Source organism: Indolivaga macrotermitis (genome assembly GCF_900128985.1).
Classification (GTDB): Bacteria; Bacteroidota; Bacteroidia; order Bacteroidales; family Dysgonomonadaceae; genus Dysgonomonas_A; species Dysgonomonas_A macrotermitis.
On record NZ_FQUC01000009.1, the window covers coordinates 35877 to 49820 of the forward strand.

General features: G+C 34.8%; 14 protein-coding genes. 7 read left to right on the top strand and 7 right to left on the bottom strand.

From position 1 onward, the window contains the following. Positions 1 to 5: 5 nt before the first annotated feature. The 3 genes from BUC12_RS12330 to BUC12_RS12340 all read right to left on the bottom strand — a co-directional run bounded on the left by BUC12_RS12330 (position 6) and on the right by BUC12_RS12340 (position 2970). A complete protein-coding gene (locus tag BUC12_RS12330; protein WP_062179728.1) occupies positions 6 to 650 on the bottom strand; it encodes a TetR/AcrR family transcriptional regulator in 645 nt (214 codons plus the stop codon). Between the two features lie 141 nt (positions 651 to 791). After that, the gene (gene kdsB, locus BUC12_RS12335; RefSeq protein WP_062179731.1) at positions 792 to 1538 is read right to left on the bottom strand and encodes a 3-deoxy-manno-octulosonate cytidylyltransferase; all 747 of its coding nucleotides are present in this window, start codon (positions 1536 to 1538) and stop codon (positions 792 to 794) included. 34 nt (positions 1539 to 1572) lie between these two features. Further along, the gene (locus BUC12_RS12340) at positions 1573 to 2970 is read right to left on the bottom strand and encodes an NfeD family protein (RefSeq protein ID WP_062180006.1); all 1398 of its coding nucleotides are present in this window, start codon (positions 2968 to 2970) and stop codon (positions 1573 to 1575) included. 106 nt (positions 2971 to 3076) lie between these two features. Here BUC12_RS12340 and BUC12_RS12345 point away from each other — a divergent pair, with 106 nt between their 5' ends. Further along, on the top strand, positions 3077 to 3493 hold the full coding sequence (locus tag BUC12_RS12345) for a 2-amino-4-hydroxy-6-hydroxymethyldihydropteridine diphosphokinase (RefSeq protein WP_157257523.1): 417 nt from the start codon (positions 3077 to 3079) through the stop codon (positions 3491 to 3493). A gap of 103 nt (positions 3494 to 3596) precedes the next feature. Here BUC12_RS12345 and BUC12_RS12350 read toward each other — a convergent pair whose 3' ends face one another. After that, a complete protein-coding gene (locus BUC12_RS12350) occupies positions 3597 to 4187 on the bottom strand; it encodes a DUF3109 family protein (protein ID WP_062179737.1) in 591 nt (196 codons plus the stop codon). A gap of 119 nt (positions 4188 to 4306) precedes the next feature. On the opposite strand from BUC12_RS12350, the gene BUC12_RS12355 reads away from it, so the two are divergent. From BUC12_RS12355 to miaA, 3 genes are all read left to right on the top strand, one after another. After that, positions 4307 to 5023 carry a 2-phosphosulfolactate phosphatase gene (locus BUC12_RS12355; protein ID WP_062179740.1) on the top strand — a complete coding sequence of 239 codons (717 nt, stop codon included), beginning with the start codon at positions 4307 to 4309 and terminating at the stop codon, positions 5021 to 5023. A gap of 98 nt (positions 5024 to 5121) precedes the next feature. Beyond that, complete coding sequence (locus BUC12_RS12360; RefSeq protein WP_062179742.1) at positions 5122 to 5676, top strand: IS1096 element passenger TnpR family protein; 555 nt, start codon at positions 5122 to 5124, stop codon at positions 5674 to 5676. Beyond that, the gene (gene miaA, locus BUC12_RS12365; RefSeq protein ID WP_062179745.1) at positions 5676 to 6578 is read left to right on the top strand and encodes a tRNA (adenosine(37)-N6)-dimethylallyltransferase MiaA; all 903 of its coding nucleotides are present in this window, start codon (positions 5676 to 5678) and stop codon (positions 6576 to 6578) included. The genes BUC12_RS12360 and miaA overlap by 1 nt, the downstream gene beginning before the upstream one ends. 943 nt (positions 6579 to 7521) lie before the next feature. Here miaA and BUC12_RS12370 read toward each other — a convergent pair. From BUC12_RS12370 to mtaB, 3 genes are read right to left on the bottom strand one after another with little or no spacing between them, the layout of a single operon-like run. Then, positions 7522 to 8544 (bottom strand): glycosyltransferase family 2 protein, encoded by a 1023-nt coding sequence (locus tag BUC12_RS12370; protein ID WP_062179748.1) that lies wholly within the window; start codon positions 8542 to 8544, stop codon positions 7522 to 7524. Further along, positions 8541 to 9434, bottom strand: a complete 894-nt coding sequence (locus BUC12_RS12375) for a lysophospholipid acyltransferase family protein (RefSeq protein WP_062179751.1) — start codon at positions 9432 to 9434, stop codon at positions 8541 to 8543. The genes BUC12_RS12370 and BUC12_RS12375 overlap by 4 nt, the downstream gene beginning before the upstream one ends. 8 nt (positions 9435 to 9442) lie before the next feature. Beyond that, positions 9443 to 10753, bottom strand: coding sequence for a tRNA (N(6)-L-threonylcarbamoyladenosine(37)-C(2))-methylthiotransferase MtaB (mtaB, locus tag BUC12_RS12380; RefSeq protein WP_062179754.1), 1311 nt, complete (start codon positions 10751 to 10753; stop codon positions 9443 to 9445). A gap of 175 nt (positions 10754 to 10928) precedes the next feature. On the opposite strand from mtaB, the gene BUC12_RS12385 reads away from it, so the two are divergent. The 3 genes from BUC12_RS12385 to BUC12_RS12395 all read left to right on the top strand — a co-directional run bounded on the left by BUC12_RS12385 (position 10929) and on the right by BUC12_RS12395 (position 13925). Beyond that, complete coding sequence (locus tag BUC12_RS12385; RefSeq protein ID WP_062179757.1) at positions 10929 to 12587, top strand: AMP-binding protein; 1659 nt, start codon at positions 10929 to 10931, stop codon at positions 12585 to 12587. Between the two features lie 147 nt (positions 12588 to 12734). Next, positions 12735 to 12941, top strand: coding sequence for a PG1828 family lipoprotein (locus BUC12_RS12390; protein WP_062179760.1), 207 nt, complete (start codon positions 12735 to 12737; stop codon positions 12939 to 12941). A gap of 126 nt (positions 12942 to 13067) precedes the next feature. After that, positions 13068 to 13925: an ABC transporter permease gene (locus BUC12_RS12395; RefSeq protein WP_175552630.1), complete on the top strand. Its 858-nt coding sequence runs from the start codon at positions 13068 to 13070 to the stop codon at positions 13923 to 13925. Positions 13926 to 13944: the final 19 nt, after the last annotated feature.

Below are 13944 nucleotides of genomic sequence, written 5' to 3' on the forward strand. Positions count from 1 at the left end.
GTATTTTATTGGGCGTTCTCTGTGTTGTTTATATTGGGTTTAAGTGCATTGGTCACAAATTGTATGACATATTTTTCGTGACTGGCTATCAGGGAATCATATGTATTACGAGGGATTTCAAGCAATGTCATAGCCATATTGCCAAATAAAAAAGGGAACATGCATAAAGAGAGTATATTCAGCAGGAAATCTGCGGCCGGTGTTTCTTTTATTACCCCTTTCTTTACTTCTTCATGGATACGGGCTTCGATTTTACTGAATGAACTGAATGGATTTTTATTCTTTATCCTTTGAGTCAGAGCTTCAGGATTAAGGCTTACTTCATTTAATATGAAGGCAGCTATCTGTGGATATTCAAATAATATCTCATAGTAAGTATGAATCCATGTTTCGATCAATTCGAAGAAAGGTAGGTCGGAATTGATAGTTTCGAGGATTCTGGAGGTAAGCACATCCATTGCCTCTTCGAATATAATTTCGAATAAATTATACTTCGACCGGAAATAGTAGTTAACCATTGCTACATTCGTTCCCGATGCTTTTGCTATATCCCTGACACTTGTGCCCCTATATCCATTCCGGATGAATAAATCCTGAGCTTCTTTTAGGATTTTTTCTTTTACAATATGTGAATCTTCTGTGTTAAACATCTGTTCTAAACGGTTGTTTAGTGCAAATATAACTCAGATAATCAAGTTAAACAAGTGTTTAGTTGTGAAAGTTAAAAAAAACAACAGGTAATTTTTATAAATTAACTGCTGTCGAATAATTCTTATGTTGATATAGAATTGTCAGATATTTAACATTTTCAGAGCTTTTTCCATGTCTTCAGGTGTATCTATACCTATTGTTTCAAGATCAGTATATCCGACTTTGATCTTATATCCGTTTTCGATCCACCGAAGCTGTTCCAACGATTCTGCTAATTCTAGAGATGACTGTGGTAACAAGGTTATTTCTTTCAGAATATCTACACGATAAGCATACATTCCGATGTGTTTATAAAAAGTGTGCTTATCAAGCCATTCGGTATGTTTTGCATCTCTTATATAAGGAATGATAGAACGGCTGAAATAAATAGCTTCATCTTTTTTATTAATAACAACTTTAGGCGAGTTGTTATTAAATAATACATCAAAACCGTCTTTCTTTCTGAAGGGTTTTACTAATGTGGCTAGTTCTACATCCTTACTATTAAAACAGGACTTTAGCTCTTCAATCTGACGGGGCTGTATGAAAGGCTCGTCTCCTTGTACATTTATTACAACATCAAATGTCTTTTCTATTTTTTCATAAGCTTCCTTACATCTGTCAGTTCCACTTCTATGATCAGCAGATGTCATAACAGCCTTTCCTCCAAATGCTTCGACAGCATCTAATATTCGAACGTCGTCAGTTGCTACCCATACGTCATCAAGAACAAGTTTAACCTGTTCGTATACACGTTGTATCATAGTTTTCCCCGCCATGTCGGCTAGAGGTTTTCCCGGAAAGCGGCTCGAGCTATATCTGGCCGGAATGATTCCTACAAATTTCATGAAATTTCTATTTTAACTTTTAGAATTGCTCTGTTCAGGCATCGGTACGTTCTTTTATTTCGATTACATACAGTTGAGAATTCTCGTATTTGACTACTTTAACAGGTTTGTTTTGTTCAATAAACCCGCGATTGGCAACAGCATCATAGTAATTGTCGTCAATAACTATTTTTCCGGAAGGGCGAAGTACAGTTGCGGCATATCCGGTCTTACCAATAAAATGCTTTTGCTCTTCGGGCACCGAAATAAATCCTTCCTGGTCACTGGTTAAAGCAATATTTCTAAATACGCTTCCTTCCTTACCAACTCTGCTTATAAGAAAAATAATAAGAATGAAAGACATAAATATACCAACAACTACAGTTATCAGCGACTTTAGAGCTTCATCATTAGACACTCCTTCGAAACTGAAATCGACATTTCCTACAAGGCTGAGAAATAGACCGGTAGCAGCCAATATTATACCGCTGATACCTGCCACACCAAATCCCGGGATGACAAATATCTCAAAGGCGATGAGTATTAATCCAAGTACAAATATTACAATTTCCCAATTCTGGGCGTATCCGTCCATATATAACGGAGTGAAATAGAGTAGGGCAGCAGTAATTGCTACAGCAATAGGTAATCCAACTCCCGGAGTCTTCATTTCTATATAGATTCCCCCGACAATAATCATGATTAGCAAACTTTGTACTATTCCGTTTGTCAGGAAATCTTTGATATAATCAAACGCAGTAGGATTATATGATTTTAAATCGTATTTCTGCAACCCTATATATTTGACGGCTATTTCAGAAATATTTTCAGCGATGCCATCACAATAACCGACCGAAATGGCTTCGGTTGCTGTCATAGTCAATACTTTTGTAGTGTCGGGCAGAATAGCGACTTTTACCCTTTCATCTACCATAGCTTCGGCAATAGCCGGATCACGTTTCCATTTGATAACTGTTGCTCCGTTTTCTATGATAGTATCTTTACCGTGACTCTCGGCCGTAGAACGTATCAAAGCCCTCATATAAGACTGGTATTTATCCGGAGCTCTTTCTCCCATTCCGTCTACAACGGTTGCTGCTCCTATATTAGCACTGTTTCGCATGAATATTTTATCGCAGGCAATAGATATCAAAGCACCGGCTGAAGCTGCATTATTATTAATAAATACATATACCGGAATTTTACAATTTAAGATGGCTGTACGCATCGAGTCAGCTTCCATAACATATCCACCATATGTATTCATATCCAGAATAATATAGTCAGCACCTTCCTTTTCAGCAAAATGCAATCCGTTTTGAAGATGGTGCCATGTTGTAGTACCTATCTCTTGTTTAATGTTTATCTTATATATAAGAGGAGTTTTCTCTCCTGCTGATAGACGGGTAAATCCAAGCAGGAATAAGCAGAATAGAAAAAGTATTTTTTTCATAATTTGGATCAAGTATATTAACCGAGACATCAAATATACTTCAAATAATTCAATCGTTTGTTTTTTAATGAAAAATGAATGTATAAATGTATATTTGTATCCGATTATGAAAACATATCTGGTTAGTTTAGGTTCGAATGTAGATCGAGAAGAGAATATGTCCCGGTGCAGGTTGCTTTTGGGGGGATATTTTTCTGATATTACATATTCACAGATGCTTGAAACCGAGCCTTTCGGCGACGATTTTACCACCATGTTTTATAATCAGCTAGCTATTATTAATTCGGATTTTGATTATGAGTTTGTTAAGCAGAAATTAAAATCGATAGAAGCAGAACTTGGCCGGAAGTCAACAGATAAATCGCAAGGAGTTGTTAAAATGGATCTGGATGTTCTTGCTATTGATCATCAGATTATAAAACGACACGATTTTGAACGTCCTTACTTAAATGTATTATTACATTCTTTCCGGGAATTGAGACCCTCCGTTTTTTATTCCGAATATCTGAAAGCTTGCATATAAAAAACAACAAAAGGAAGAATAATTGATTAATTTCTTCCTTTCAATGGTTTAATATTTTCGATCTTGTGTGAAGCCAGGGGAGAATATAGAAATCTCAGCGAGTTTAAATCTCACCCTTTTCTTTCATCTTTTTGTATTCTTCCACAGCAATACATAATTCGTTATACCATGCTTCGCCGAATTTCCGGATCAAAGGAGTCTTCAAAAACTGGTATATTTTTAACCCTTCTTTATTACCTAAAAGTACAGCGGCCTTACATACTCTCCATCTATGATAATTTACAGCAGTAAAGGTTTTATATTTTTCTAACCGGATAGGATATAAGTGACACGAAATTGGTTTATAAAAATCAGTTTTACCCTCTCTGTGGGCTTTTTCTATAGCACATTTGCAGATTCCTTTGTCATCGTAATATGTAAATACACAATCTTTGCCATTAACTATCGAGGTTACCATTTCCCCATCAGTATCTTTGTAGGCAACACCTTGTTTTTCTATCACTTCCTGCGCAGCAGGCGATAAATCATCCCATACCAGTGGTAATACTTTTTCAAGTAGCTCTACTTCTTCTCTTTCGAGAGGGGCACCCGATTCTCCTTCTACACAACATTCGCCCAAGCAGGCCGAAAGGTCACAAATAAAGTTTTCTTCTATAATGTCTAACGCTACTATGGCGTCATCAATCTGTATCATTTCTATATTGTAAGTTGATATTCTGTTGCAAAGATAATCAATTGTTACTTTAGAATATGTTTGATCAAAAATAGAAGTTTAATTTATTAATTTTGTGATTCATTCATAACTAAGAAAATATGAAGATAGATGTGTGTTTTTCTCCTGCATTATATCCTTATTATAAGGAAGATGGAGAGACAATAGTGGTAGTAGTAGACATTTTCAGAGCAACAACCAGCATGTGCATGGCTCTTAATAATGGAGCTGCAAGTATTATTCCTGTAGCTACAGTAGAAGAAGCAAAAGCCTATAAAGATAAAGGATATCTGGTTGGTGGTGAGCGTAATGTGGTAAAGTTCGAATTTGGAGATTTCGGAAATACTCCGTCTGAATATACTCGCGAAAAGGTAGAGGGAAAGGATGTTGTAATATCTACAACCAATGGTACCCATGCCATTGATATGGCTGAAGATTGCTCTTGCCTGATAATAGGTTCTTTCTCTAATATTTCGGCTGTAGCCGATTTTTGTATTTCGCAGCAGAAAAATGTATTGGTATTGTGTGCCGGATGGAAAGATAAGTTCAATCTGGAAGATACGTTATTTGGAGGTGCATTAACTGAAATATTGGTACAAAAAGGCGGATATAATGCCCATTTTGATGCTGCCGGAGTAGCTCTGTCTATGTGGAAAGATGCTAAATCTGATATAATGAAATATATAGCGAATGGAGAACATATGAAAAGACTAGAAGCTCATAATCTGATAGATGTAGCCGATTTTTGTGTTACTTCCGATACAGTAAAAGTATTGCCTGTGTACGATAAAAAAACTAAAAAGATAACAGTGTTATAATAACATCCCTAAAATCCATTATTAGTAATAGAATGATTGATTACTTTTTTATACCTTTGGGAGCATATATAAGATATGTAATAAAATAATATAAAGATATGGTATTCAGGTTTTTATTGTTGTCAGATGAAGTCGAAGATTTCAGAAGAGAAATCCAAATTGATGCTGATGCAACATTTTTCGACTTACATAAGGTGATTTTAGCCTCTACAGGTTTTAAAGATGGAGAAATGTCATCTTTCTTCCTCTGTGGAGATGATTGGGAAAAAGAAACAGAAATTACTTTGACCGAGATGGATACAAGCTCGGAAGAAGATGCATATATAATGCAAGACTCCGTGTTAAACGATTTTCTTGAAGATGAGAAACAACGCCTCATGTATGTATTTGACTATATGACAGAACGCGCATTTTTTATAGAGCTTCGGGAAATAATTACAGGAAAAGACTTGGATGAAGGCATTTGTACAAAATCTCAGGGAGATCCTCCCGCTCAATTCATCGATTTTAACGATTTTGAACTGAAAACTACAGGACTTGATACCGGTGAAAATTTCTATGGTGACGAAAGTTATGACCTGGATGAGCTTGATGCAGAAGGTTTTGATGGTCTAGAAGATACACTCCCATTGCCTGACGATGATAAGTTTTAATGGATAAACTCTTAGTATTATTAGGTCCAACAGGAGTTGGCAAAACAGAATTAAGCGTGAGTCTGGCTGAATATTGGGGATGCCCTATAATTTCAGCAGACTCACGTCAGTTATATAAGGGGCTTACTATAGGTACGGCGGCTCCTACGTCGGCTTTATTAGAAAGGGTACCACATTATATGGTTGGGACTCTGGGTATAGGAGATTACTATAGTGCCAGTGAATTCGAAACAGATGCTCTTCGCCTTATAACAAAACTACATGAGGATCATAAAGTGTTGATAGTCACAGGCGGTTCTATGATGTACATCGATGCTTTGTGCAAAGGTATAGATGAAGTTCCGACAATTGATGAAACCCTTCGTAAAGAAATATATGAACGTTTCGAAAAAGAAGGGTTAGAGCCAATAAAAGCGCAGCTAAAGCTCTTGGATCCTGTCTTTTATAATCAGGTCGACTTGAAAAATCATAAAAGAGTAATCCACGCTTTAGAAGTATGTCTTATGTCAGGTAAGCCTTACTCTTCATTTAGGACCAACACTGCCAAGCAACGCCCTTTTGAGATCGTGAAAGTGGGATTAATGCGTGATCGTGAAGAACTTTACAACCGGATTAATATGCGTGTAGACCAAATGATTGAAGATGGACTTATCGAAGAAGCGAAAACATATTATCCTTATCGAAATTTAAATTCATTAAACACTGTCGGGTATAAAGAACTTTTCAAATATTTTGATGGCGAATGGACTTTAGAATTCGCTGTAGAAAAAATTAAACAAAACTCTCGTATTTATTCTCGAAAACAAATGACATGGTTTAAGCGGGATAAAGATATTTTCTGGATAAACTTATCGGAAGAAAATTCCACTTCAGTTTTCAATAAAATTATTTCTCTGTTCTGACTTATTCTATATAGTCAGATTTAATTATTCTTGGTTTATATATATCTGGTTATTTTATTTTATTGATTATATGCTGTTTATTGTTGTTTTATGATCTTAAAAGCAGGATGTGTATTGTTAAATAATGTTTACTATTAATTGGTAGAATAACTGTTGATCCATATAATAAACATTTTTCCTTTTCTAAAAGAGAAATTATTCAAAATATACCTCTTGTAAAAAGAATAAGTTTGGATTAAAATTTCTTTTATTATAAACCCAAAATGTTTTTCTTCATAATGAATTAACTATCCAAAATTTTTCTTAAATACATAACATTGATTTAATTCTTTGTCTTTAATTATTCTATAAATTTTTTATATAGACGATCCGGTTTATTTATTGGATTTTTATCGAGTATTTCAATTTTACAAATGCTTCATCTCGGAAAGTGTAAAATAATTGGCTTCTGAGTTAAATAGAATCTTAAGTAAATCGCTAAAGATTTATTTCTTGCTAATAGCTAATTTATTATATCTACTTGTATTCTTATTCTAAAACTGATTTTTAAAATTTTATTTAAGGATAAATTGGATAGGTTTAGAGTAGTTTTTTATTGAATAAAGAAATTTATTTTGATTATGTAAATTGTAAAAATTGGATAATTCGATTAATGAAATACTAATTCTGATTTTCTGAAAAATAAACAGAACTATTTACTTAATCCTAGGAGAATGTAGTTCTGTATCCTTGCGTTATATATTTCTATTGATTTTATATCGTTTGTTATAAGGTTGTTATTGTTTCATTTTTAATTGAAAAACTACTCTTGAATTGTTGAATAATACTTATTATTGATAGATAGAATAATTCAAAATCAGATAAAAACTATTTTATCAGTATTTTTTATGAAAAACTTGAAAAGAATATACTTCTATAAAAAGGAAAATCACAGAATAAGTTTTTACCATTTTAAATCTGAAAAAAGTTTTTTTCTTTTCAAATAGAAGTCGGCTAAAATACTTTGTGGGTAAATAGATTTTATATTTGTAGTTGTTGAAAGAAGAAGGTTTTTATCTCTAATTTGAATGTATTCGTTTCTTATCGATTTAAAATCTTTGTGTGCATCAAGAACAGCTTTGGCATTCTTTTTCTTACCGGATATCAACATCTGTAGAGCCGCTATATAATCCAGAATTTTTCGATACCTGAATATTCTATTAAAATGACCATCGGAAGTGTTTTTATATAGCATCAATAAATTGTTCCTAAAGTTTAGAAACGTTTTCCTGGGACTTTCTTCTTGTAAAGTTGCTCCTCCAACATGATATACAATTGAATGTGGCAGACAAACTATTTTTTTTCCTCTTGCATTCAGTCTCCAGCAGAGGTCTATTTCTTCCATATGTGCAAAAAAAGTAGCGTCTAATCCACCTGCATTCCAATAATCTTTAGCACGGATTACGAGGCACGCTCCACTTGCCCAAAATATATCAATCGGTTTATTGTATTGATTGTGATCTTGTTCTACATTGTTAAAAATGCGTCCTCTGCAAAATGGATATCCCAGCCTATCAATAAAGCCACCGCAAGCTCCGGCATATTCAAATAGAGTTTTATTTTTTTGTGAAAGTATTTTAGGTTGCGCCGCAGCAATGTCTTTATTTTTGTCCAGATGGTCGATGATTGGATCTAGCCAATTCTCAGAGACTTCTACATCCGAATTTAGTAGGACATAATACTCTGATTCTATTTGTTGTAGAGCTTTGTTATATCCTTCTGCATATCCGTAATTGTCTGGTAATTTGATGATTGATAGGGAAGGGTATTGTTGTTTTACAAATAAGACTGACTGATCGGTTGAGTTGTTGTCAGCAATAACTATATCTGCTGTGTTACTATTAGTAAATTTCACAACAGAAGGGAGGAATTCTTCGAGTAAATCTCTACCGTTCCAATTAAGTATGACTACCGATATTTTTTTCATGAATGATGAGCCCCGTCTCTTTTATGTTTCCACCGTTTATGAGACCAAAGCCAATAGGCCGGTTGACGCAAGATTGTTTTTTCCATCTCACGTATATATTTTTCTGTAATCGCAAATTCTGGTTCTTTATCCGGTTCTGCCGTAATTAGTTTTACCTCACAGTTATATTTACCTCTGCCTGTTTTGGTGATATCCAGATAAGTAACTGAAAACCCCGTCTTTTTAGCAATACGCTCTACTCCAGTATAGACAGGAGTATCCTGATTCAGAAATTCAGTCCAATAATGAATGTTGGAATAGGAAGGAGTTTGATCAGACATAAAGCCGATCAAGATCTTTCGATTCTCCTTTTTATATTCAAGAATAGCTCTTAATGTATTGTTTTTAGCTATACTAACGCTTCCGAACCGGCTTCTTATCTTTAGAAAAAGATCATCGAAAGCCTTGTTTTTGAGAGGACGGTATATTTGACCGAGAAGTGTATCTTCTGCAAATAACAAGTTGATAGATGGAACCCATTCCCAGTTGCCATAATGCCCGAGAAACATAATAGATGACCGGCCATTTTCCATCAGTTTTTCGACCAGATCGATATTATTAAATGTGATTCTACTCTGAATCTCGTCATTTGTGACATGGAGCAGTTTAATAGTTTCAACAAAATAATCACACAGATGATGGTAGAAGTCTTGTTCTATTTTCTTTAGTTCTTTGTCATTTTTTTCAGGAAAAGAAGCTTTCAGGTTACGCCTTACAACTTTCAATCTGTAGCGTATTATATAATATACGGGAACATACAATATATCGGACAGGATATATAATATTCTGAAAGGTAGTAACGCATGAATATATAATATTGCGTAGACTATGTAGTATACAACTTGAGTCATTCCCTGTATTATTGTAATATAAGAGCGGTACCTTCTAAATTCATTCTGCCGAGTTTTACATCACGGACTATATTTACAAGGTTTTCATCATATTCGCGTTCTACTTTGACGTAATTCTCCGTGAATCCATACATTTTATTATCATGTACAGTATGTTCAAATAAAGCTTTACGTAATAGCCCTTGCTGAGAAAGGTAAAAATCTCTCAGTTTTCTGTCAGAAATATCTAAAAGAACTTTGCTTCTTGCATGTTTTGTTCTGGGATCAACAGCAAAGTCGATTTTTAATGCTTGCGTATTAGGCCTTTCTGAATAGGTGAAAACATGTAATTGCGATATATCGAGGCTTTCGATAAAGCGACGCCCTTCTTCAAAATACTCATCTGTTTCACCACGTGTCCCAACAATTACATCAACGCCGATAAATGCATGTGGAAGTTTTTGTTTGATTATTTCAACCTTATGACGGAATAGTGCAGTGTCGTACTTACGGCGCATTAGCTTAAGTACTGCATCAGAGCCCGATTGTAAAGGAATATGGAAGTGAGGAGCAAATCGCTTAGAATGAGCTACGAAATCAATAATCTCATCGGTCAGAAGATTAGGTTCGATAGAAGAGATACGATAACGGGCAATACCTTCTACATTATCAAGAGCCTTTACCAAATCAAAGAAGGTTTCGCCTGTTGTTTTTCCAAAATCACCTATATTAACCCCTGTCAATACAATTTCCTTACCTCCATTAGCGGCAACTTCTTCAGCTTGTTTAACCAGACTTTCAACTGTGCCGTTCCTGCTGCGTCCTCTGGCAAAAGGAATAGTACAGAACGAACAAAAATAGTCACACCCGTCCTGAACTTTCAGGAAATAACGGGTTCTGTCGTCTTTTGAGCACGACGGAACAAAGGTCCTGATATTGTTGGTTTTAGAAGTGTGTACCGCTCCTTTATCCTTTTTCTTTAATTCGTCTAGATAGGCAACAACATCCAGTTTCTGTTCTGCACCTAATACAATGTCTACACCTTCGATACCTGCAATATCTTCGGGTTTCAGTTGAGCGTAACATCCGGTGACAATAACATATGCTCCTGGGTTATCCTTGATCATTTTTCGAACAGCTTGCCGACATTTTTTATCAGCAAACTCTGTTACTGAACAGGTATTGATTACACATATATGGGCAATTTCTCCGGCTCTCGCTTTGCGAACTCCTACTTGAGATAATTGTTTCCCGATAGCAGATGTTTCCGCAAAATTTAATTTACAGCCGAGAGTCAAATAAGCCGCAAGCTTATTTTCGAATATAGTATTATCTGTCATTATTACTTATTACTAAAACTTTTTACTGTTACTGATTATCAGTAGTGTATATATATTATTATATACAAAAGCCTACAAAAATACATAAAAAGCGTCAACTTTGGAGTTAAAATAATTTGCAAATAACATACTTGTGTCTATTTTTGCACAAAAGATTAATGTTTGAGCAATTTCTATGATAAAAGAGAATTTTATTAAACTGTACGAAAACAGTTTTAAGTACAATTGGGATTTACCGGCTTTAACTGATTATGGAACAGACCGTACATTGTTCTATAAAGATTTAGCTAGCGAAATTGCTCGTATGCATGTCTTGTTCGAAAAATTAGGGGTAGATAAGGGTACTAAAATATCTTTAGTAGGCAAAAATACAACGAATTGGTGTATCGCATATATGGCGGTGATTACATACGGAGGAGTAATTGTGCCTATACTACAGGATTTTCATGCAGATAATATTCAACATATCATAAATCATTCGGAGTCGGAGTTTCTTTTTGTTGGAGACTCTAATTTTCAAGCTTTAGATGAAGATACGATGCCGGGGTTGAAGGCCATCTTTTCGTTGACTGATTTTTCGTGTATACACGAAAAGCAACAAGAATCAGTAAAAAAGATATCAGGAAATCTGGAGGCATCAGTGACGTTGAAATATCCCGATGGATTTCAGGCATCGGATATTGAGTATGCCGATGTTGATAACTCTGAAGTTGTATTAATCAATTATACATCAGGTACTACGGGTTTCAGTAAAGGTGTTATGCTGATGGCGAATAATCTTGCTGGAAATGTGGTATATGCTAAAAAACTAGACTTATTGTTCAGAAAGCAGCGGGTGGTTTCTTTTTTACCTTTGGCCCATGCTTATGGCTGTGCATTCGATTTTTTGTATGCTCTTTCGGAAGGAGTACATACTACTTTACTGGGAAAGACCCCTTCTCCTAAGATTTTGTCTGCAGCTTTTGCCGAAATTAGACCTAATCTGATTGTTTCGGTCCCTCTGGTGATTGAAAAGATTTATAAAAAAGCATTAGTTCCTAAGTTAGAGAAACCTGCTGTGAAATTTGCTTTGAAAGTACCTCTTTTGAGAAAAAGGGTTTATGCTAAAATTCGGAAAGGCTTGATTGATGCTTTAGGTGGACAATTTCATGAAGTTATAATAGGCGGTGCTGCACTAAATAAGGAAGTGGAAAGCTTTCTGCATAAAATAAAATTTCCGTTCACTGTCGGTTATGGTATGACCGAGTGCGGACCTCTGATATCTTATGACCATCATTATGATTTTATCCCGACTTCCTGTGGTAAGATATTGTCTATAATGGAGGTGAGAGTTGACTCTACTGATCCGTATAATCAGCTGGGTGAAATTCAAGTACGTGGCGAGAATGTAATGAAAGGTTATTATAAAAATCCGGAAGCTACGCAGCACGCATTTACTGAAGATGGATGGCTTAGAACAGGCGATCTAGGAACAATAGACAAGGATAACCGTATTTATTTACGGGGGCGTAGTAAATCTATGATTTTAGGACCTAGTGGGCAGAATATATTTCCGGAAGAAATTGAAGCTAAGCTAAATAACTTACCATATATTATGGAGTCGGTAGTTGTAAGTCGCGACAATAAACTTGTGGCATTAATATATCCTGACTACGAAGCTATAGATGCTGGTAATGTTTCAACCAAAGATTTGGAGCTGATCATGGCTGAAAATAAAAAGCTATTAAATAACTCATTAGCTTCATTCGAGAGTATCTCGGCTATTCATATATATCCGACAGAATTTGAGAAAACACCCAAGAAAAGTATAAAGCGTTATTTGTATGAGAAATAGAGTGTTTATATTATTCTAAAAAAAACATAAAAAACAGTAAAAAAAACAATGTGTTTTAAAACATTATTCAGAAATTCTTCTATATATTTGCAGCGTATTTAGTAATTAAATACATAACATTTATTACTGTTAAAATTGAATAAGACAATGAAAAAATTATTTTTATTTGCTGTTGCTGCTGTAGCTATTTCTTTTGCTTCATGTTCAAATAAAGGAACCTCTGAAACTGCACCTGATGCTGATACTGTATCTACTGTAATCGAAGAAGTTCAAGAAGTTATTCCTACTGATACTGTGGCTGATTCTTCGGCTGTAGTTGATGAAGTAGCGACACCACAAGCTCCTGCAAATTAAAATAGCATACAACAAGAAAATAAAACGCCCGCGTCTTTACGCAGGCGTTTTTGTTTTTACTGACTTGTTTATTTAAAAAGTATTATCTTTGTCAATTGTAAAAGAATTTAAGAACAGTATATGGATATGACTCAAGACGATCATTGGGATATCGTCATTAAACCCAAGGAAAAAGGATTACATCTTAATTTAAAAGAAGTTTGGCGTTATCGAGACCTACTTTACTTATTTGTACATAGGGATTTTGCTGCAACTTACAAGCAGACTATATTAGGTCCGCTATGGTTTTTTATTCAACCAATATTTACAACGATAATTTTTACAGTTGTGTTTGGTGGTATTGCAGGTATACCGACAGATGGTTTGCCACAGCCTTTGTTCTATATGGCAGGTATATTATGTTGGAATTTTTATAGTGATTGTCTAAACCGTAGTACAGGAACCTTTTTTGCAAATGCAGGTGTTTTCAGCAAGGTGTATTTTCCTCGTCTAGTGGCTCCAATTGCCGGTATTGCAACATCCATTATTAAGATGTTGATACAGTTGTTATTATTTTTTGCATTTTATGCATATTATATATACGATGGCTCTTCAATTGGGATAAATTTATATGCTCTTTTATTTCCGGTATTGGTTATTATGTTGGCAGGACTTGGATTTGGTGTCGGAATCCTTATTTCGTCAGTAACAATTAAGTATCGAGACTTGTCCATATTATTCTCGTTTGTAGTAGGACTGCTTATGTACATAACGCCTGTTATATATCCTTTGTCTGCCATTCCCGAAAAATACATGCAATATAAATGGTTAATTCAGTTGAATCCTCTGTCTTCAGTAGTTGAGACGTTTAGATATGGTTTCTTGGGAACAGGTGAATTTTCATGGCTTTCATTAGGGTACAGTATGATATTTACTATTATAATAGTTCTATTGGGAATTATTACATTTAATAAAGTAGAACGTCGTTTTGTCGATATCGTTTAATAATAACAGAATAAAGGTA